This is a genomic window from Corynebacterium efficiens YS-314 (genome assembly GCF_000011305.1).
GTDB lineage: Bacteria > Actinomycetota > Actinomycetes > Mycobacteriales > Mycobacteriaceae > Corynebacterium > Corynebacterium efficiens.
Genome location: NC_004369.1, coordinates 926,255 through 946,410 on the forward strand (window position 1 = coordinate 926,255; position 20,156 = coordinate 946,410).

At 60.6% G+C, this 20,156-nt stretch carries 13 protein-coding genes, 3 rRNA genes and 1 riboswitch; of the genes, 10 read left to right on the forward strand and 6 right to left on the reverse strand.

Annotated elements, in window-relative coordinates; genetic code table 11:
• Positions 1–416: 416 nt before the first annotated feature.
• From CE_RS04530 to CE_RS04565, 8 genes are all read left to right on the forward strand, one after another.
• A complete protein-coding gene (locus CE_RS04530; protein ID WP_035109588.1) occupies positions 417–1,424 on the forward strand; it encodes a siderophore ABC transporter substrate-binding protein in 1,008 nt (335 codons plus the stop codon).
• 402 nt (positions 1,425–1,826) lie between these two features.
• Positions 1,827–2,852, forward strand: a complete 1,026-nt coding sequence (locus tag CE_RS04535) for an ABC transporter permease (RefSeq protein WP_006769426.1) — start codon at positions 1,827–1,829, stop codon at positions 2,850–2,852.
• Positions 2,845–3,960 (forward strand): iron chelate uptake ABC transporter family permease subunit, encoded by a 1,116-nt coding sequence (locus CE_RS04540; RefSeq protein ID WP_006769425.1) that lies wholly within the window; start codon positions 2,845–2,847, stop codon positions 3,958–3,960. The genes CE_RS04535 and CE_RS04540 overlap by 8 nt, the downstream gene beginning before the upstream one ends.
• On the forward strand, positions 3,957–4,712 hold the full coding sequence (locus CE_RS04545; RefSeq protein ID WP_006769424.1) for an iron ABC transporter ATP-binding protein: 756 nt from the start codon (positions 3,957–3,959) through the stop codon (positions 4,710–4,712). The genes CE_RS04540 and CE_RS04545 overlap by 4 nt, the downstream gene beginning before the upstream one ends.
• A 694-nt stretch (positions 4,713–5,406) precedes the next feature.
• A 16S ribosomal RNA gene (locus CE_RS04550) occupies positions 5,407–6,927 on the forward strand.
• 366 nt (positions 6,928–7,293) lie between these two features.
• Positions 7,294–10,377: ribosomal RNA gene (locus CE_RS04555) — 23S ribosomal RNA — on the forward strand.
• Between the two features lie 127 nt (positions 10,378–10,504).
• Positions 10,505–10,621, forward strand: a 5S ribosomal RNA gene (gene rrf, locus CE_RS04560).
• The 16S, 23S and 5S rRNA genes sit together here, the layout of an rRNA operon.
• 199 nt (positions 10,622–10,820) lie before the next feature.
• The gene (locus CE_RS04565; protein ID WP_006770149.1) at positions 10,821–11,984 is read left to right on the forward strand and encodes a pyridoxal phosphate-dependent aminotransferase; all 1,164 of its coding nucleotides are present in this window, start codon (positions 10,821–10,823) and stop codon (positions 11,982–11,984) included.
• A gap of 91 nt (positions 11,985–12,075) precedes the next feature.
• On the opposite strand, the gene CE_RS04570 is transcribed toward CE_RS04565, so the two are convergent.
• Genes CE_RS04570 through CE_RS04580 form a run of 3 tightly spaced genes read right to left on the reverse strand, consistent with a single transcriptional unit; the run spans position 12,076 to position 16,675 of the window.
• Positions 12,076–12,717, reverse strand: a complete 642-nt coding sequence (locus CE_RS04570; RefSeq protein WP_006770148.1) for a DUF3239 domain-containing protein — start codon at positions 12,715–12,717, stop codon at positions 12,076–12,078.
• Positions 12,718–14,391, reverse strand: coding sequence for a DNA repair helicase XPB (locus CE_RS04575; protein WP_006770147.1), 1,674 nt, complete (start codon positions 14,389–14,391; stop codon positions 12,718–12,720).
• Positions 14,392–14,443: 52 nt separating this feature from the next.
• Entirely contained in the window at positions 14,444–16,675 is a 2,232-nt protein-coding gene (locus CE_RS04580; protein WP_006770146.1) for a helicase-associated domain-containing protein, read from the reverse strand.
• 65 nt (positions 16,676–16,740) lie between these two features.
• Here CE_RS04580 and CE_RS14820 point away from each other — a divergent pair, with 65 nt between their 5' ends.
• Positions 16,741–16,932: a hypothetical protein gene (locus CE_RS14820; protein WP_143758419.1), complete on the forward strand. Its 192-nt coding sequence runs from the start codon at positions 16,741–16,743 to the stop codon at positions 16,930–16,932.
• Between the two features lie 192 nt (positions 16,933–17,124).
• On the opposite strand, the gene CE_RS04585 is transcribed toward CE_RS14820, so the two are convergent.
• Positions 17,125–17,709 carry a resuscitation-promoting factor Rpf1 domain-containing protein gene (locus CE_RS04585; protein ID WP_035109960.1) on the reverse strand — a complete coding sequence of 195 codons (585 nt, stop codon included), beginning with the start codon at positions 17,707–17,709 and terminating at the stop codon, positions 17,125–17,127.
• Positions 17,710–17,716: 7 nt separating this feature from the next.
• Positions 17,717–17,891, reverse strand: a riboswitch (cyclic di-AMP (ydaO/yuaA leader).
• Between the two features lie 346 nt (positions 17,892–18,237).
• Between CE_RS04585 and CE_RS04590 the strand changes: the two genes are divergently transcribed.
• A complete protein-coding gene (locus tag CE_RS04590) occupies positions 18,238–18,621 on the forward strand; it encodes a cold-shock protein (protein ID WP_011075186.1) in 384 nt (127 codons plus the stop codon).
• A gap of 155 nt (positions 18,622–18,776) precedes the next feature.
• Here CE_RS04590 and CE_RS04595 read toward each other — a convergent pair whose 3' ends face one another.
• Together CE_RS04595 and CE_RS04600 are read right to left on the reverse strand one after the other, a co-directional pair.
• Complete coding sequence (locus tag CE_RS04595) at positions 18,777–19,304, reverse strand: DUF2771 domain-containing protein (RefSeq protein ID WP_006770142.1); 528 nt, start codon at positions 19,302–19,304, stop codon at positions 18,777–18,779.
• 15 nt (positions 19,305–19,319) lie between these two features.
• Entirely contained in the window at positions 19,320–20,150 is an 831-nt protein-coding gene (locus tag CE_RS04600; RefSeq protein WP_006770141.1) for a glutaminyl-peptide cyclotransferase, read from the reverse strand.
• Positions 20,151–20,156 lie beyond the last annotated feature (6 nt).

Sequence of the window (20,156 nt, forward strand, 5' to 3'; positions counted from 1 at the left end):
CCCCCGGGTCCGCGTGGCGGTGGGGTAGGGGCAATGTCACAGCCACATGGCGATGATTTTTCAGCTAGCGTGCCACCGCTGAAACTGGTTTCTCCGGAAAGGAGCAGTGTGGGTCACACCGCGGGGGCGGGTGTGCCCCATCTGGGGTGTGACGTGCTCGTTTTGAAGTTTGGGTGTGATGTATTTCGCAAAGGTTTGGCTAAGTTAAATCCCTATGTTAGCTTTCTTCTTTAGGTACCCTAACCTCACTAAGGGCAGCCTATTGTTCCGTGGATCGATCCGCGGTGCGGTGGGTGCCCGGGGTGGCATGTCGGGGGAATGCCTACAACAAACTGCGGGCCTCAACCGGCCCTTTACTTAAAACCGTTCAGGTCATCGAACTGATGGCCCGCGCATGTAAAACCGAAAAGGACGTCATGGTCAACTCTCGTTTCAAGCTCGTCTCCATCGCCACCGTCGCAGCACTGGCACTGGTTGGCTGTTCCTCCTCTGCTGAAGAGACCACCGGGGAGACCACCGCGGCCGCCGCCGCTGAGGTCATCACCATCGAGGACAACCACGGCCCCAAGGAGATCACCTCCACCGAGACCGTCGCCGCCACCGATAACCGCGCATTCGAGCTGCTGGACCGCTGGGGTGTTGACCTGGTGGCTGCGCCGGTCCCCCTGGTTCCGTTCACCGTGACCAACTACAAGGAGAACCCTGAGATCGCGGACCTGGGTACCCACCGCGAACCGGACCTTGAGGCACTGGCCGCGGCCCAGCCCGACCTGGTGATCAACGGTCAGCGCTTCGCCCAGTACTACGACGACATCGTCTCCCTGGCCCCGGGTGCCACCGTGGTCGAGCTCGACCCACGTGACGGCGAGCCGCTCGACCAGGAGCTCATCCGTCAGGCGGAGACCCTCGGCCAGATCTTCGGTGAGGAAGAGGACGCAGCCACCCTGGTGGAGGACTTCAATACGGCCCTCGAGCGCGCCAAGAGCGCCTACGCCGAGATCTCCGATCAGACTGTCATGGCTGTCAACGTCTCCGGCGGCAACATCGGCTACATCGCCCCATCCGTCGGCCGTACCTTCGGCCCGATCTTCGACCTGGTCGGCCTGACCCCGGCACTCGAGGTGGCAAACGCCTCCAACGATCACGAGGGCGATGACATCAACGTCGAGGCAATTGCCCAGGCCAACCCGGACATCATCCTGGTCATGGACCGCGATGCCGGCACCGAAACCCGCAACGAGGCTGACTTCACCCCGGCTGAGCAGATCATCACCAACAGTGAGGTCATGGCCAACGTCACCGCCATCAAGGACGGCAAGGTCTTCATCGCACCGGCCGACACCTACACCAACGAGAACATCATCACCTACACCGAGATCCTCAACGGCATGGCAGATCTCTTCGAGGAAGCCGCCCAGAAGTAAGGCGGGCTTGCACCACAGGTGGGTGAGGGAGGCGTCGACAAGCGTGGGGCATCAGCCCCTCGCACACGTGCCAGATGCCACCCCCACCGGACCGCAGGCAATCGGAAATCCGCACCACAAACCCCAGCCTGGAACCGGAACCAGGGATCCGGGGGAGAAACCGGGAATGGATTTCTTAGGTTAGCCTTTAATATGAAAGGCTGTCTTGTAGAAACAGGGCAGCCTTTACCCCTATGTACCGCCCATATATACCGGTTCGGATTTGATGGAAGACCCCGGCACCCACCCTTGTTTGTCTTCCCGGAGAGTTTGAGCTGTCAACCAGACCCCGCTAGAAATCAGGTAACCACCCATGTTGAACGCACCAGCCGGTGCACAACGCGGAAGGAGAGGACGACACTGATGTCCAGTGCCATCAACACATCCTCATCCGCCACCACCGGGACACCAAACACCGACGCGCGCAGGAAACGCACCCGTGCCAAGCTCTTCGACTGGAAACTGATCCTCGGTTTCATCGCCGTCAGCGCACTGGTGGTGCTGTCTCTGTTCACCGGCCAGTACGACATCTTCGGCGGTGACGACGGCACGCTGATGTTCGAGGCGGTCCGCATTCCACGCACCGTCTCCCTCATCCTGGCCGGTGCCGCCATGGCCATGTCGGGTCTGGTGATGCAGCTGCTCACCCAGAACAAATTCGTGGAGCCCACCACCACGGGAACCACCGAATGGGCCGGCCTGGGCCTGTTGGCCGTCATGTACTTCATTCCCGCGGCCACCATTCTCGACCGCATGGTCGGTGCCGTGCTGTTCTCCTTCATCGGCACCATGGTGTTCTTCATGTTCCTCAAGCGGGTGACGCTGCGGTCCTCCCTGATCGTGCCGATCATCGGCATCATGCTCGGTGCCGTGGTCAGTTCCGTCTCCACCTTCTTCGCACTGCAGACCGACATGCTCCAGCAGCTGGGCATCTGGTTCGCCGGCTCCTTCAACACGGTGTACCGCGGACAGTACGAGGTGTTGTGGATCATCGTGTTCATCGTCATCGCCGTGTTCTTCTTCGCCGACCGCCTCACCGTCGCCGGCCTGGGTGAGGAGATCGCCACCAACGTCGGGCTGAACTACAACCGCATGATCCTGATCGGCACCGGACTCATCGCGGTGGCCACCGGTGTGGTCACCGTGGTGGTCGGCAGCCTGCCGTTCTTGGGACTGATCGTGCCGAATATCGTCTCCATGCTCCGCGGCGATGATCTGCGGTCGAACCTGCCGTGGGTCTGCCTCGTCGGCGTGGCCGTGGTGACCATCTGTGATCTGATCAGCCGCACCATCATCGCGCCGTTCGAGATCCCCGTGTCGGTTGTCCTCGGCATCATCGGTGCCGTCGTCTTCGTGTACCTGATTGTGAGGAAGCGTAACCGTGGATAGGCACATCGGAACCGAACCAACCCACCTCGCCCGCCTGGAGACCCTGCATGAATCCGCGGACGTCGAGGGACATGTGGGCACCAACCTGGCGAACCCCGTGGGCGCCAACCGCACCTCCGGTCCCTTCCAGACCGCGATGGCCAGGCGCAAATACTGGATCATCATGGCCGCGCTGTTCATCGCCGCACTGGCGTTCACCTGGGGTCTGATCTGGTACAAGAACCCCATGCCCGTCGGGCACCCCTCGTTTGCGGTCATCGCAGAACGACGCATGGAGAGCGTGTTCGTCATGCTCATCGTGGCGGTGTGTCACGCCCTGGCCACCGTTGCCTTCCAGACGGTGACCAACAACCGCATCATCACCCCGTCGATCATGGGTTTCGAGTCGCTCTACACCGTGATCCACACCGCCACGGTGTTCCTCTTCGGCACCACCGCGCTGCTGGCCACCCGGAACCTCGAGATGTTCGTGGGCCAGCTGGTGGTGATGATCCTGCTGACGCTGGTCCTCTACACCTGGCTGCTCACCGGCAAACGGGGCAACATGCACGCCATGCTGCTGGTCGGCATCGTCATCGGGGGTGGCCTGGGGTCGGTGTCCACATTCATGCAGCGCATGCTCACCCCGTCCGAATTCGATGTTCTCTCCGCGCGCCTCTTCGGATCCGTCAACAACGCCGAGACCGAGTACTTCCCGATCGCGGTGCCCCTGATCGTCGTGGCGGCTGTCCTGCTGGTTGCGTTCTCCCGGAAACTCAACGTGGTCGCCCTCGGTAGGGATGCGGCCACCAACCTCGGCATCAACCACCGCGCCGCCTCGATCTACACCCTCATCCTCGTCTCCATCCTCATGGCGGTGTCCACCGCGCTGGTCGGACCGATGACCTTCCTCGGATTCCTCGTGGCCACCCTGGCCTACCAGTTCGCCGATACCTACGACCACCGCTATATCTTCCCGATGGCCGCCCTCATCGGTTACCTCGTCCTCACCGGTGCGTACTTCATCATGAACCATGTGTTCCGCGCACAGGGCGTGGTCTCGATCATCATCGAGCTGGTCGGCGGCACCGTATTCCTCATCGTCATCCTCAGAAAGGGCAGACTGTGATCACGTTAACCAACGTCCGGAAGCAGTATTCCGATGCAGTTGCCATCGGACCGGTCAACCTCGAGATCCCGGCGGGTGGCATCACCGCGCTCGTCGGCCCCAACGGCGCCGGCAAGTCGACGCTGCTGACCATGATCGGCCGTCTCCTCGGCATTGACGAGGGTGACATCCGCGTCGCACAGTACGACGTGTCCTCCACCGCCTCGAAGGATCTGGCCAAGATCATCTCGATCCTGCGCCAGGAGAACCACTTCGTGACCAAGCTGACCGTGCGTCAGCTCGTTGGTTTCGGACGCTTCCCCTACTCCAAGGGCCGGCTGACCGAGGAGGATGAGGTGATCATCTCCCGCTACATCGACTTCCTCAACCTCACCGAGCTGGAGGACCGCTACCTGGATCAGCTCTCCGGCGGTCAGCGCCAGCGTGCCTATGTGGCGATGGTGCTCTGCCAGGAGACCGACTATGTCCTCCTTGATGAGCCCCTGAACAACCTTGACATCGCCCACTCGGTGGAGATGATGCGACACCTGCAGCACGCCGCGGAGGAATTCGGCCGCACCATCATCGTGGTGCTGCACGACATCAACTTCGCCGCCCGCTACGCCGATTACATCGTTGCGGTGAAGCACGGGCAGATCGAGAAGGAGGGAACTCCGGAGGAGATCATGCAGGATGACATCCTCACCGACATCTTCAACACGGAGATCCAGGTGATCGACGGTCCCCACGGCAAGATCGCCTGCTACCACTAGCCGTATACCCCGGGAACCTGATTGGTTCCCGGGGTTTTCTGCGCTTTGCGACGAAACCCCCGCCCACCTCTGCCTAGGTTGGGGTGGCAGGCGGTGGGGAAGTGGTTGAGAAAGCGCTTCTAGCTGGTGATTTGGCAGAAAGATGAACCATGGGTAAATTAATGAGCACACCAGCAAGGCAGCCACGAGGTTGCCAGGCGGTGAGACAGAAAAGAGCGTCAGTGAGTTTTTGACTCCTGGTTGCCAACAATGTACTGTCGATCAAGCTGCCAACGAGCACCAACCACCATACAACGGTTGCGGGTTCGGGGTGTGCGAATGTTGTTTGAGAACTCAATAGTGTGCCATTTATTTTATGTTTGTCGTACCCCACCATACGTGGTGGGGTGGTCATGCCGGGTGGTGGGGGAGCATTACCTCCTACCACTGTAAATAATGGACCAGGCCCCATCGGGGTGTCTGGTTGATTGTGTGCATGGTTATATTTTTTACGACACACCGGTTCCCATGCTGCTTTTCCCCGTCGGGACAAGCGGGAACCGGAAAATTGTTTTAGATTTATTTAACCATTATTTTTGGTTGAACAAGCCAGACCGCATTCTTACTCCTTTGTGGAGTGGGTGTGGTTGTTTGTTTGGCTGGGTTATCGGGCTTTTCACGCCCTGGCACACACACGTTTATGTGTGTGTCGTCTTTTGTGGAGAGTTTGATCCTGGCTCAGGACGAACGCTGGCGGCGTGCTTAACACATGCAAGTCGAACGATGAAGCCCTGCTTGCAGGGTGGATTAGTGGCGAACGGGTGAGTAACACGTGGGTGATCTGCCCCGCACTTCGGGATAAGCCTGGGAAACTGGGTCTAATACCGGATACGACCCCCTGGTAGGTCAGGGGGTGGAAAGATTTTATCGGTGTGGGATGAGCCTGCGGCCTATCAGCTTGTTGGTGGGGTAATGGCCTACCAAGGCGTCGACGGGTAGCCGGCCTGAGAGGGTGATCGGCCACATTGGGACTGAGACACGGCCCAGACTCCTACGGGAGGCAGCAGTGGGGAATATTGCACAATGGGCGCAAGCCTGATGCAGCGACGCCGCGTGGGGGATGACGGCCTTCGGGTTGTAAACTCCTTTCGACAGGGACGAAGCTTTTGTGACGGTACCTGTAGAAGAAGCACCGGCTAACTACGTGCCAGCAGCCGCGGTAATACGTAGGGTGCGAGCGTTGTCCGGAATTACTGGGCGTAAAGAGCTCGTAGGTGGTTTGTCGCGTCGTCTGTGAAATCCCGGGGCTTAACTTCGGGCGTGCAGGCGATACGGGCATAACTTGAGTGCTGTAGGGGAGACTGGAATTCCTGGTGTAGCGGTGAAATGCGCAGATATCAGGAGGAACACCAATGGCGAAGGCAGGTCTCTGGGCAGTAACTGACGCTGAGGAGCGAAAGCATGGGTAGCGAACAGGATTAGATACCCTGGTAGTCCATGCCGTAAACGGTGGGCGCTAGGTGTAGGGGACTTCCACGTCTTCTGTGCCGCAGCTAACGCATTAAGCGCCCCGCCTGGGGAGTACGGCCGCAAGGCTAAAACTCAAAGGAATTGACGGGGGCCCGCACAAGCGGCGGAGCATGTGGATTAATTCGATGCAACGCGAAGAACCTTACCTGGGCTTGACATACACTAGATCGCTGCAGAGATGTAGCTTCCCTTGTGGCTGGTGTACAGGTGGTGCATGGTTGTCGTCAGCTCGTGTCGTGAGATGTTGGGTTAAGTCCCGCAACGAGCGCAACCCTTGTCTTATGTTGCCATCACGTGATGGTGGGCACTCATGAGAGACTGCCGGGGTTAACTCGGAGGAAGGTGGGGATGACGTCAAATCATCATGCCCCTTATGTCCAGGGCTTCACACATGCTACAATGGTCGGTACAGCGAGTTGCCACACCGTGAGGTGGAGCTAATCTCTCAAAGCCGGCCTCAGTTCGGATTGGGGTCTGCAACTCGACCCCATGAAGTCGGAGTCGCTAGTAATCGCAGATCAGCAACGCTGCGGTGAATACGTTCCCGGGCCTTGTACACACCGCCCGTCACGTCATGAAAGTTGGTAACACCCGAAGCCAGTGGCCCAACCCGTAAGGGGGGGAGCTGTCGAAGGTGGGATCGGCGATTGGGACGAAGTCGTAACAAGGTAGCCGTACCGGAAGGTGCGGCTGGATCACCTCCTTTCTAAGGAGCTTTAATAAACCCACCATGGACTGTGTTCATGTGGTGGGTTGTTGGTGTTGGAACCCGGATGTGGTTGCCACCAACACGTAGTAATCGGGTGGATCATGACCCATGGGTCGGCAAACACATCACCGAGATGGTGGTGATAAGTAGGTGGCATGCTGTTGGGTGTCTGGGATGACAAGTGTTATTCCAAGCCAGGCACTTATCATCGTTGATGCGCAACCTGTTGTGGTTGGGTGTTTTCTGGTGTGGGTGTTGTGTTGTGTGAGAACTGTATAGTGGACGCGAGCATCTTTATTTTATTGTGTGATTTTGCATAAGTAGTATCCGAACGCCACACCGACCTTTCGGGGTTGGTGTGGGAGTGTTTGTTTTAAGGGCACACGGTGGATGCCTTGGCATATCAAGCCGATGAAGGACGTGAGAGGCTGCGTTAAGCCTCGGGGAGTTGCCAACTAAGCGTTGATCCGAGGATGTCCGAATGGGGAAACCCAGCCGCAGTGATGTGTGGTTACCCGCCGGTGAATATATAGCCGGTGTGGGGGGTGACACGGGGAAGTGAAACATCTCAGTACCCGTAGGAGAAGAAAACAATTGTGATTCCGTTAGTAGTGGCGAGCGAACGCGGATGATGGCTAAAGCCTATGTGTGTGATACCCGGCAGGGGTTGCATGTAGGTGGTTGTGGGGCAATGACGGTTGTGTTCTGCCGGACACTGGCTCATCGCGCATTGATTAGTGGAAGTGGTGTGGAAACACCTACCGTAGAAGGTGATAGTCCTGTACATGAAGGTCAGTGTGGGTGGGTGGTTGTTGTACCCGAGTAGCAGCGGGCTCGTGAAATCTGCTGTGAATCTGCCGGGACCACTCGGTAAGCCTGAATACTTGATATGACCGATAGCGGATTAGTACCGTGAGGGAATGGTGAAAAGTACCCCGGGAGGGGAGTGAAATAGTACCTGAAACCGTGTGCTTACAATCCGTCAGAGCATCCTGTGGGGTGTGATGGCGTGCCTTTTGAAGAATGAGCCTGCGAGTCAGCGGCATGTCGCGAGGTTAACCCGTGTGGGGTAGCCGTAGGGAAACCGAATCCTAATCAGGGTGAATCAGTGGCATGTCTTGGACCCGAAGCGGAGTGATCTACCCATGGCCAGTGTGAAGCGATGGTAAGACGTCGTGGAGGCGCGAACCCACTTAGGTTGAAAACTGAGGGGATGAGTTGTGGGTAGGGGTGAAAGGCCAATCAAACTCCGTGATAGCTGGTTCTCCCCGAAATGCATTTAGGTGCAGCGTTGTGTGTTTCTTCCCGGAGGTAGAGCTACTGGATGGTTTAGCGGGACCAACATCTTAGCGACATCAGCCAAACTCCGAATGCCGGTGAAGTGATAGCACAGCAGTGAGACTGCGGGGGATAAGCTTCGTAGTCGAGAGGGAAACAGCCCAGATCGCCGGCTAAGGCCCCTAAGGGTGTGCTAAGTGGAAAAGGAGGTGGGGTCGCGAAGACAGCCAGGAGGTTGGCTTAGAAGCAGCCATCCTTGAAAGAGTGCGTAATAGCTCACTGGTCGAGTGATCCCGCGCCGACAATGTAGTGGGGCTTAAGTACACCGCCGAAGCCGCGGCAATGACATGTATGTGTTGTTGGGTAGGGGAGCGTCGTGCACGTGTTGAAGCAGCCTGGTGACGGTGTTGTGGAGTGTGTGCGAGTGAGAATGCAGGCATGAGTAACGATTGATGAGTGAGAAACTCATCCGCCGGATGACTAAGGGTTCCTGGGTCAAGTTAATCTTCCCAGGGTGAGTCGGGGCCTAAGGCGAGGCCGACAGGCGTAGTCGATGGATAACGGGTTGATATTCCCGTACCCGAGTGTGCGCGCCCATGGTGAATCAGTGATACTAACCACCCACAAGATCACGTGCCTTCCTTCGGGTTGGTGGTGGTGGCGTGCGTGGGACCTGATCTGGTAGTAGCTAAGTGATGGGGTGACGCAGTGAGGTAGCATGAGCCACTTAGTGGATTGTGGTGTAAGCGTGTGGAACGAGGTATTGGTAAATCCGTATCTCATTATGTTCGAGGCGTGATGCGTAGCCCTTAAAGGGGTGAATTCTGTGATCCTGTACTGTCGAGAAAAGCCTCTAGCGATGTGCATATTCGGCCCGTACCCCAAACCGACACAGGTAGTCAGGTAGAGAATACTAAGGCGTTCGGGTGAACTGTGGTTAAGGAACTCGGCAAAATGCCCCCGTAACTTCGGGAGAAGGGGGGCCTGCACTGGTGAAGGAATCTGCTTCTGGAGCTGGTGTGGGTCGCAGAGAATAGAGGGAAGCGACTGTTTACTAAAAACACAGGTCCGTGCGAAGACGTTATAAGTTGATGTATACGGACTGACGCCTGCCCGGTGCTGGAAGGTTAAGAGGACCGGTTAGCTGCGTTAAGCGGCGAAGCTGAGAATTTAAGCCCCAGTAAACGGCGGTGGTAACTATAACCATCCTAAGGTAGCGAAATTCCTTGTCGGGTAAGTTCCGACCTGCACGAATGGCGTAACGACTTCCCTGCTGTCTCAACCACAGGCCCGGTGAAATTGCAGTACGAGTAAAGATGCTCGTTACGCGCGGCAGGACGAAAAGACCCCGGGACCTTCACTATAGCTTGGTATTGGTGTTTGATTCGGTTTGTGTAGGATAGGTGGGAGACTATGATGCCATGACGCTAGTTGTGGTGGAGTCGTTGGTGAAATACCACTCTGATCGGATTGAATGTCTTAACCTTGGCCCATGATCTGGGTTGGGGACAGTGCCTGGTGGGTAGTTTAACTGGGGCGGTTGCCTCCTAAAATGTAACGGAGGCGCCCAAAGGTTTCCTCAGCCTGGTTGGTAATCAGGTGGTGAGTGTAAGTGCACAAGGGAGCTTGACTGTGAGAGTGACAGCTCGAGCAGGGACGAAAGTCGGGACTAGTGATCCGGCACCTACTTGTGGTTGTGGTGTCGCTCAACGGATAAAAGGTACCCCGGGGATAACAGGCTGATCTTCCCCAAGAGTCCATATCGACGGGATGGTTTGGCACCTCGATGTCGGCTCGTCGCATCCTGGGGCTGGAGTAGGTCCCAAGGGTTGGGCTGTTCGCCCATTAAAGCGGTACGCGAGCTGGGTTTAGAACGTCGTGAGACAGTTCGGTCTCTATCCGCCGCGCGCGTTGAAACTTAAGGAAGGCTGTCCCTAGTACGAGAGGACCGGGACGGACGTACCTCTGGTGTGCCAGTTGTTCCGCCAGGAGCAGGGCTGGTTGGCTACGTACGGAAGGGATAACCGCTGAAAGCATCTAAGCGGGAAGCCTGTTTCGAGATGAGGTTTCTGTTGAGGTTCCCTAGAGATTATGGGGTTGATAGGCCAGATCTGGAAGCATCGTAAGATGTGGAGGTGACTGGTACTAATTTACCGACACAAACACCCCACTAATGGTGTTGGGGTATGTTAAAGCGCTTATGTAACACACAATTTGAACACGTTGTTCGCGTCCACTATGCAGTGTCTGGCACAACACACCCAACATGGTTGGGTTGGTGCACCGTGATAGGTGTGTCGGTGGTGATAGTAGCAGGGAAACGCCCGGTCCCATTCCGAACCCGGAAGCTAAGCCTGGTTACGCTGATGGTACTGCACTCGGGAGGGTGTGGGAGAGTAGGTGACCGCCGACCAACAACTTAATGATTGATCAGAGGGGTGGGGTTCGTACCGTGTGGTGCGGGCCCCACCCCCTGCTTTTGCACGTCCACTATGCAGTCAGGGGGGTGTGTCGGGGATGTTCCCCGGACACACCCCCCTTTTTATGTCTCTACCCGGAATTATGGCGGGCTGAGCAAGAATCTCATCATGGCATGAAATAGAGTTTCCGACATGAGGAACAAGTATGTCGTCGAGCGTCTGCGTCCCTTCGGGGAGACCATCTTTGCCACCATGACCCAGCGGGCCAATGAAGCCGGGGCCATCAATCTGGGGCAGGGATTCCCCGATGAGGACGGCCCGGCACCGATGCTGGAGATCGCCTCGCAGCAGATCCTCGGGGGCAACAATCAGTACTCCGGTGGCAGGGGAGACCTGGGACTGCGCACAGCGGTGGCCAGTGACAGACATAAACGCTTCAAACTCGACTACGACCCCGACACGGAGGTCCTCATCACCGTCGGCGCCACCGAGGCGATCTCCGCGTCGGTGCTGGGGTTGGTGGAGCCGGGGGATGAGGTGATTGTCCTTGAGCCCTATTATGATGCTTACGCCGCGGCCATCGCCCTGGCCGGCGCGACGCGGGTGGCCGTGCCCCTGAAGGAGGAGGACAATACCTGGGTGCTCGACACCGATGCTGTCCATGCCGCTGTGACGAAGAAGACGAGCATGATCATCGTCAATAGTCCGCACAACCCCACGGGGTCGGTGTTCTCCAAGCGGTCATTGGAGGCCCTCGCGGGTATCGCCCGTGCCTATGATCTGTTGGTGCTCTCTGATGAGGTGTATGAGCACCTGACCTTCGACAAGGTCTCCCACACCGCTGTTGCTAGTCTGCCCGGCATGTGGGATCGGACGATCACGGTGTCCTCGGCGGCCAAGACCTTCAACGTCACGGGATGGAAGACCGGCTGGGCGCTGGCCCCCGCCCCGATCCTGGAGGCGGTGATCCGGGCGAAACAGTTCATGTCCTATGTGGGTGCTACCCCGTTCCAACCCGCTGTCGCCCATGCCGTCGCCCATGAGAAACCGTGGGTCAAACAGATGCGCAAGGGGCTGCAGAACAAACGGGATATCCTCACAGACGCGCTGACGCAGGCTGGCCTGAAGGTCCATGATTCGCATGGAACGTATTTCGTGGTCGCAGACATCGGCGAGCGTGATGGTGCGGAGTTCTGCTTCGATCTCATTGACCGGGTCGGGGTGGCGGCGATTCCGGTACAGGCGTTCGTCGACAAGCCCGAACAATGGTCCTCGAAGGTACGGTTCGCGTTCTGCAAGCAGGAGGACACACTGCGGGAGGCGGCACAGCGGCTGCGCGCGGCAGGCTCCCTATAACGACGGAGCCTACCCAGGCAGACAAAAAGCCGGTGGCCACCACCGATTTCTCAGTGGCTACCACCGGCAGCATATTTCCCTGAAGAACTTCCTAGAGCACCAGCAGGTTCATGCGGGTGTTCTTGACCTCGTCGAGCCTGTTGCGGTTCTTCTCCAGCTTGTTCCACAGGTCGTGGGGGATGGTCTTCTCGGCGCGTCGGACCACGTCGGCGTCCGTGGTGCCCCAGGTGATGGGCATGGGGCTGATTTCATCCCAGTGGTCCTGGTCGCGGATGGTGCGTCGGCCACTGACGGCCACGGACGGCACGCGCTCACCGAGTTTGCGGTCATGCACACCGAGGCGGTTGATGGTGCGCACCGCCAGACCCCAGCGTGGGGGCAGGGTTTCATCCACATTGGTGTTGACCAGGGCCAGCAGCACCACATCGCGGGGGTTGATCTCAGCCACCACGGCCGGGACCAGGGGATAGGTGTTGTAGAGCGATTCGGCGGAACCGACCTGGCGGGGCAGGACGGGGATCATGACGAAACTCAGGGCCGCCATGATGCCCATGACGATCAGGACCATCCAGCCCCAGACGGCGCCGTCGGCCAGGTAGTACAACACCCCACCGATCGCCAGCAGCACCAGACCGAAGAAGAATGCGGAGATCTGGAGGCGTTTGGTGTCGCGGAGGAACTCGTTGTTCTTCCGGGCGTAGGCTTCGTCGACGTCAAAGGAGAAGTGCGTCATCTATGTTTCTTTCTCGGTAATGGGGAAGAGGAGATCGTCGGCGTCGATGATCCGGTAGGCATAACCCTGTTCGGCGAGGAACCGTTGCCGGTGGGCGGCGTATTCGGTGTCCAGGGTGTCCCGGCTGACCACGGAGTAGAAGTGGGCTTCGCCACCGTCGGCCTTGGGGCGCAGGAGCCTGCCCAGTCGCTGGGCCTCCTCCTGGCGGGACCCGAAGGTACCGGAGACCTGGATGGCCACGGCGGCCTCGGGCAGGTCGATGGAGAAATTCGCCACCTTGGACACCACCAGCACGTTCAGTTCGCCGGAACGGAATCTATCAAACAACTCCCCGCGCTTCTTGTTGGAGGTCTTGCCGTCCACGATGGGGGCATCGAATTCCGCCCCGAGTTCCTCCAGCTGATCCAGGTAGGCACCGATGATGAGGGTGGGTTGCCCCTGATGCTGTTCCAGGATCCTCCGGACCACACGGGTCTTGGTGTGGGCAGTGGCGGCCAGGCGGTAGCGGTCGGCGGTCTCCGCGGTGGCGTAGACCATGCGTTCGGCATCGGTCATGGTGGTGCGGACCTCCACGCAGTCGGCGGTGGCGATGAAGCCCTGGGCCTCGAGGTCCTTCCATGGGGCGTCGTAACGCTTCGGGCCGATGAGGGAGAACACGTCGCCCTCGCGGCCGTCCTCGCGCACGAGGGTGGCGGTCAGGCCCAGTCGGCGCCTGGACTGCAGATCGGAGGTCATGCGGAACACCGGGGCGGGCAGCAGGTGCACCTCGTCGTAGATGATCAGGCCCCAGTCGCGGGAGTCGAACAGCTCCAGCGCCTTGTATTCGCCCTTGGTGCGACGGGTGACCACCTGGTAGGTGGCGATGGTGACCGGGCGGATCTCCTTGCGTTCACCGGAGTATTCGCCGATCTCATCCTCGGTGAGGGTGGTGCGGCGCAGCAGCTCATCCTTCCACTGGCGCCCGGCGACGGTGTTGGTGACCAGGATGAGGGTGGTGGCCTGGGCCCTGGCCATGGAGGCCGCACCCACCATCGTCTTGCCGGCACCACACGGCAGCACGACCACGCCGGAACCACCCTCCCAGAAGGAGTCGGCGGCGTATTGCTGGTAGTCACGCAGCGACCAGTCCTCGACCTCGGTGGACAGCGCGATGGGGTGCGCCTCACCGTCGACATAGCCGGCGAGGTCCTCAGCCGGCCAACCGATCTTGAGCAGTTCCTGTTTCAGGCGGCCCCGCTCAGAGGGGTGCACCGCGATGGTCTCGGGGTCGAGCTGCTGTCCCAGCATCGGTTTGATCTTCCTGTGGCGGGAGATCTCCACGAGGATCGCCGGTTCGGAGGATTCCAGGATCAGGCCGTGGGCGGGGTGTTTGTGCATGCGCACACGGCCGTAGCGGGACATGGTCTCGGCGACGTCGACAAGCAGGGGTTGGGGGACGGGGAAACGGCTGTAGCGCTCGAGGACGTCGACCACCTGCTCCGCGTCGTGGCCCGCGGCGCGGGCGTTCCACAGTGCCAGCGGGGTGATGCGGTAGGTGTGGACGTGCTCGGGTGCGCGCTCGAGCTCGGCGAAGGGGGCGAGCGCGGCGCGGGCTTCACCGGCCAGGTCATGACCGGTTTCCAGCAGGACGGTTTTGTCGGATTGGACGATCAGAGGTCCATCGCCAAAGGCCACTAAATGTGTCTCCTATCGATATACAAACCTCCATTATGTCACTGTTTTCCCGCTAGTCCACTATCACCTCTGTGATCCTGTGCAACATGAAACGGTGCACGGCACCGGTGGATTCATCCAGCGCGTCGACCTGACCGGCGTTGACCGTCAGAGGCTTGACGGTCCGGTGCACCGCAACCCCCTGCTTGTCGACGAACCCCAGCGTCACCGTCCGCTGTCCCCGCACCGCGGCCTGCAGCACCGCCAGGGTGGGCTGATCCGAGACCGTTCCGGTGCGTGCCACCTCCTCCCGCCGGATCGCGGCCACCGCCGCCCTGATGCGGCTCTCATCCAGGGGGCCGGCGGACCGGGGTTGTTCCGCGGCCGGCACACGGGCCGGCCGTGGTGCCAGATCGAGGCTGGCACCCAGGGCATCCTCCGCCACCGGCTGCATCCCGGCCTTGCGCAGGGCGGTGATCACCTCGATGAGGGAGGCGTTGGACACCGCCACGGTCGGCGCGATCTGACGTAACCCGAGCGCCCCTGCCGCCTCCACCGCGGAGTGCAGCAGGGCCGGGTCATCACTGCGGAGATAACACAGGGCGGGCCCACCACGCAGCGTGCCGTGCCGGCGGGCGATGTCCTGCAGCAGATACGCCACCGACTGGGGCAGCCCGGTGGCGCTGTGCTGGGTGAGGAAATCCTCGATCTCGGTGGCGGTGAGTCCCAGATCCATCGCGTGGCGCAGCGAGGCCTCACTGATGCGGTAGACACTGGCCAGGCCCGGGGACTCCAGATCGGCGAGCTGCCCGATGATCTTCTGCATCTCCGGTTGCAGGGGACCGGGCACCATGACGGTGTAATCGGCCTGCACGATGAAGTAGTCCACCGGTTTCGGGGCGCGGACCGCCACGGCGATGTCTGCAATCTCCGGGATCACACCCGCCGGGGCCTGTGTCAGTACCCGCGCCGGCGAGGTCACACCACCCCCGGCCACCGCGCCGATCCAGCGGGCCTCCTCCAGCAGGTGGCGGATGGTCTCCCTCGGGATGCGCGATGCCGCCAGGGGGTGGTGGAAGAACAGATCCGCCTCCAGATCCTCCTCACCAACCCGGGTCAGGGACTGCAGGATCATGGCGCGGGTCTCCGGCAGCGCATCCCGTCGCGAGGCCGGGCTGAGCAGGTGGATGGGTTTGTTCTTCTCATCGGCCTCGCCGACCAGCCAGGCAGCGTACGTCTGCGTCCACCAACCCCGCATCAGGTGGGCGAGTTGCTCGGCCAGGGTGGCCTGCAGCCACTCATCGGCCACCGGGGTCGGGGCGATATAGTCACCGCCGTCGTCATCGGCCGGGAGGGGGTCGGGCACCCCGCGGCGCAGCAGCCCGCTGGACACACCCAGGCTGACCACCCTGGCGACCTGCTGCTCATCCACCTGCAGTTCCCGGGTCAGCCGGGTGACCATGCGCACGCCGAGCGCTCCCTCCTTGAGGGTGGATGCCGGGGCGGTGGAGAGGGCGTCGATAAGCATCCGTTGCAGGCGCGCCACCTCCAACCCCGCGGCGATACCCGCATCGTCCGCGCCCGGGACCGCGCTGGGTTCGACGGGCACCACACGCCAGGCGGTGTCCTCCTGGCCCTCCAGCACGCGCCGCACCACGCCCGGCAGTTTGACGGTCTGCTCATCCACACGCGAGAGCAGACCCGCCTTGATCAGCTGCGGGATCGGGCGCGCGGGATCCGCGGACAGCGCGGCGTCGCGGGTGAGCCCCAGCCCGTTGGAGGTGACCAGCGTGACCAGGATCTTGCGGTGACGTGCGGGCAGCGCCTCAATGCTTTGCGACGCCTCCCCGAACGTCAGGCTCCTCCCGTGTTCCTCCGGCAACAGCTGCCAGTTGGTGGGAAGCGTGGCCATGGTCTCAGGCAGGATAATGAACCGCTCCCCACCGAAGACGAGCGCCAGCTGCCGGAGACGGTTAAGCGCCTCACCGATCTGTTCGGCGGTGGGCACGGCTGCGGAATGACGCAGCGCACGGTGGAGTCGCTCCACCACTTCGGGGGCAGTAATCGGGTTGAGTTCCGCACCCGCGTTGGCGGCGGCCTCCAGCACCGCCAACTCAAGGGCGGATAGTTTGTGGACGGCGCGCTGGATGGAGGCCCGCAGTTGTAAACGTGCAGCAAGGGAACCTAAACCAGGTGGTAGGGGAAGGGCGGTGTCGGGTCGGTTACGGAGAATTCCAGACAGTTGGTCATCGTCGAGCTGTTCCAACCACCCCGTGAGGGTGGGAACGGGGGAATCTTTTTTCATGATGTCCCCAAGTTTAGGTGCAGTTGAGGTGACTTTTGTCTGTCGGATTTGAGAGAATGGGAAACATGGCAAATGTAGAGAAGAAGGGTTACGTTGATCCGGCTTGGCCCGATCACGACCCAAGCGAAGGTCACGTAGTCACTGAACTCATTGCTCCCTATGCTGGCGCGTCCAGCCCATGGGGCGACGATATGGAATTCCCGGTCCCGGCCGAGACGATCGGCTACGTCCACCCGTACACCCGTATCAACCGCTAGAGAGTTTCCGCGGGTCCTGAAGCAGACCCCCACCCCGGCAGACCGATCACCGGTCCGTCAGGGTGGGGGTCTTCTCATCCCCGGGTGCAGACACGAAAGGGGCGGGCCCTCCCGCGATGGGGAAGGGCCCGCCCCTTGTGATCCAGCCGGTGGAGCCGGTGCAGTCGGTGGAGCACCGACGGGCAGGTAGGTTTAGCGGCCGATGAAGGCGTTGTAGTGCGCCTGGATCTCGGCGGGGACCTGCACACCGTATTGCGCCAGGGTGCCGGAGACAGCATCGTAGATGCCCTGGACGGTGTTGAGGTCGCTGGAACCGACAACCGGGTTGGTGTTGGTGTCCACGGTGGCACGGTACTCGGCCGGTGCTGCCGGAGCCGGGGCAGGTGCCGGAGCGGGGTTGAGGTTGCGCGGGGTGGGGGCGGAGTTCAGTCCCAGCTTGCTTGAGCAGGCGGGCCATGCGCCCCAGCCCTGACCGGCGAGGGTGCGCTCGGCGACGGCGATCTGCTGCTCGCGGGTGGCCTGGTAGGCAAACGGTGCGAACTCGTCGCCACCGTAGGCGCGCCAGGTGCTCGGGGAGAACTGCAGGCCACCGTGGTAGCCGTTGCCGGTGTTGATGGCCCAGTTTCCACCGGACTCGCAGTTGGCGAGACGGTCCCAGTCAGAGTCGGGGGCTGCGGAGGCGGCCGGGGCGAAGGCCACAGCGGCGGCACCGAAGGCAACGGTGGTGGCAGCCATCTTGACGAACGGGGTGGCGGTCTTGGCGGAATGACGTCCCATGAAAAGCATGTCCTCTCATCTGTCGCCGTCGAGGTTAGCTGTCGGGTTAGGGCGGAGGATGTGCCCTGCCGAAGGAGAACTTCGGCTTCACCCCAAGGAGTTACCTCCGGTGCCCGCGGTGGGCAGGTGGGTTCCCCGTCCCTGTCTGCAAGTCTTCTACAAGGTAGAAGCGTGTGTGGTTTGTAGGTCTGATGCATCTGCGGTGTGTTCCCCTCCGGCCCCAGACAGGGTTTGGCGATGAGCCGGATTCGGCGAACTGTTGCAATGCCTGAGGGACACCGTAATCGGAAGGTCACGATTGTGTCACGTTTTTTATCCGTTCTTCACCAAACCGGGGGTCGCGGAGGTGGAATTTGTGCAGGTCACCCCGATGGTCGAGGGGTGTATGATGTATGTCACAAAATGGATCTTTTCGTAACTAAGCCGGTTTCCGGAAGGATTTTAGCGCCACCGGGTGGGGTGTATAATAGTCTCTTCGTACTTTTAGCTAGTGGTTGGTTTTTTTGAGGAAGAAAGTGGTGAGGGCACGTGCCTGTCGGAACTGTGAAATGGTATGACCCTGAGCGTGGTTTCGGCTTTGTCTCCAATCCGGGTGGCGAGGACTGCTTCGTGGGCAAGCAGGTCCTGCCCAAGGGAGTCACCGAACTCCACCAGGGACAGCGCATCGAATTCGACTTCGCCGCAGGGCGTAAAGGCCCCCAGGCCCTGCGCGTGAAGGTGCTGGAAACCCCCCGCCGTCGCCCACAGCACACCTACAAGCCGGAGGAACTCAACGGAATCATCTCCGACATGGTGACTATGCTGGAGGGGACGGTGCAACCGGCGCTGCTCAAGGGCCACTACCCCGACCGCAAGGTCGGGGAGCAGGTGGCCAAGATCCTGCGCGCCGTGGCCAAGGAACTCGAGGCATAACCAGCGGGCCTGCCAACCGGGGTCGACCCGGGTGGCCGAACCGGACACAGCAACGGTCCCCGGGGTTCAGAATGACCTGAACCCCGGGGACCGTTGTCCTATCTGTGTGAGTGGTGCATCGACGAGGTGATGCCGCGGTGGCCTCTGCTGTTCCTCTACTGCTCCACAGTGGCCAGGGACCAGGTGGTGGTGTAGGGGGTCTCCTCGCCGTTGTCATCCGTTCCGATCATCACGGAGGTCACCTCCACGACCACCAGACGGGGACGTTCTCCGCCCTCGGTCACGGGATCAACCGAACCGGGAACCGTGACCTCGGTTGTTTCGTAACTGGTGTGGTAGAACTCGTCGTTGGCTGCCGGATCATCGTAGATGGTCAGCAGGTACCAGTCGTGGTCGTGGATGATCTCGGGGATGGTCAGCCGCAGTTCCTCATCCGCACCGACCTCGAGGGTGGGAACCTCGTTCTCCGCGCATTCCACACCCGGCTCACAGATGCTGTAGGGGAAGACCTCGATCTCACCGGCGGGTGAGCTGGCGGTGATGGAGACGGTCTCCGGTTCCGGTTCTGGGCGGTTGTTCCACCAGTTCTGGAACACAACAGAGATCACCACCACAACCACCACCGCCACGAGCAGCGTCGCGATCTGGATGAAATTCTTGCGTTTGGTCTTCCGGCTAGCCATGGAACCTGATTCTAGTCAGCGCTGATCGGCGCCGACGAACCGGACCTCGTAGAGGTCGGGCCAACGCTTGCCGCTGAGGTAGAAACGGTCCGTTCCGGGAATGTGGGCGATGCCGTTGAGCACATTGTCCGGATCGGGCAGGGCGTTGTTGGGCAGCACCGAACCGTCGATGACGGCGGTGACCTCACCGGTGGTGGGGTCAAACCGGATGATGTCGGTGTCGAGGAAGATATTGGCGTAGACCTCACCATCCACGCACTCGAGCTCATTGATCCCGGTGACCGGTTGCCCGGCGAGTGTGACCTCCACCCGGGAGGTCTCCGCGAAGGTGTCCGGATCCAGGTGGCGGATCTCATCGGTGCCATCCGACATGATGAGGGTGTCCCCGAGGGAACACAGACCCCAGCCCTCACCCTCGTAGGAGACCCGGTCGATCTCCTCCAGGGTTCCCGCCTCCCGTTTGAAGGCGGTTCCCGCCCTCCAGGTCAACTGCCACACATGATCACCGGTGTGGGTGACACCCTCACCGAAGAACCGGTCCTCCAGCTGGTGGACATCGGACCGTTGCCCGTCGAGTGTGGTGCGGAAGATCTCCGAACCACCGTACTGGCCGGTGCCCACCAGCAGCTGATCCCCATCGACCTCCAAGCCCTGGGTGAAGACGGTGTCATCGAAGGGATGGACGGTGATGATCTCCGGGACCAGGCGCTCAACCGTTCCCGTGGGTGATGGGGAGGATTCCGGGGAACCGGGGGCGTCGGTAGCCGTGGAACACCCGGATGACAGGACTGACGACAGGGTGATGGACAGCACCACGGGGATGGCAGACAGTTTATTGGGCAGCATGACTGC